A 316-nucleotide genomic window follows, 5' to 3' on the forward strand; every position below is an offset into this window, starting at 1 on the left:
AAGACCAGCGGAACGGCCGCGAGCAGGTCGACCGCCGCGGGCGCGCGCGAGGTGCTGCGCCGCCCCGCGGCCACCGCCGCCCGCGCGGCGAGCCACCGCCGCTCCATCTCGATCAGCAGGTCGAGCGCCGCCCCCGCCTCGGCGGCGACCGCTCGCAGGAATGCCGGGATCCAGAGCGGCGGCTCCCAGGGCTGGTCGGGCCCGAGCGCGGCCGCCCCGGTGAGCGGCAGCGGGGCGCGGAGCACGCCCACCGCGCCCCAGCGCCGCACCAGCGCGGCGCGCAGTGGCGGGCGCGTCCCGCCGCGCTCGAGCCAGC

General features: G+C 82.0%; 1 pseudogene. It reads right to left on the minus strand.

Annotated elements, in window-relative coordinates:
- Positions 1–316, minus strand: a pseudogene (locus tag Q7A36_RS41245) (hypothetical protein); the annotation flags it as partial.

This window comes from Paracraurococcus lichenis (genome assembly GCF_030657435.1).
Lineage (GTDB): Bacteria > Pseudomonadota > Alphaproteobacteria > Acetobacterales > Acetobacteraceae > Paracraurococcus > Paracraurococcus lichenis.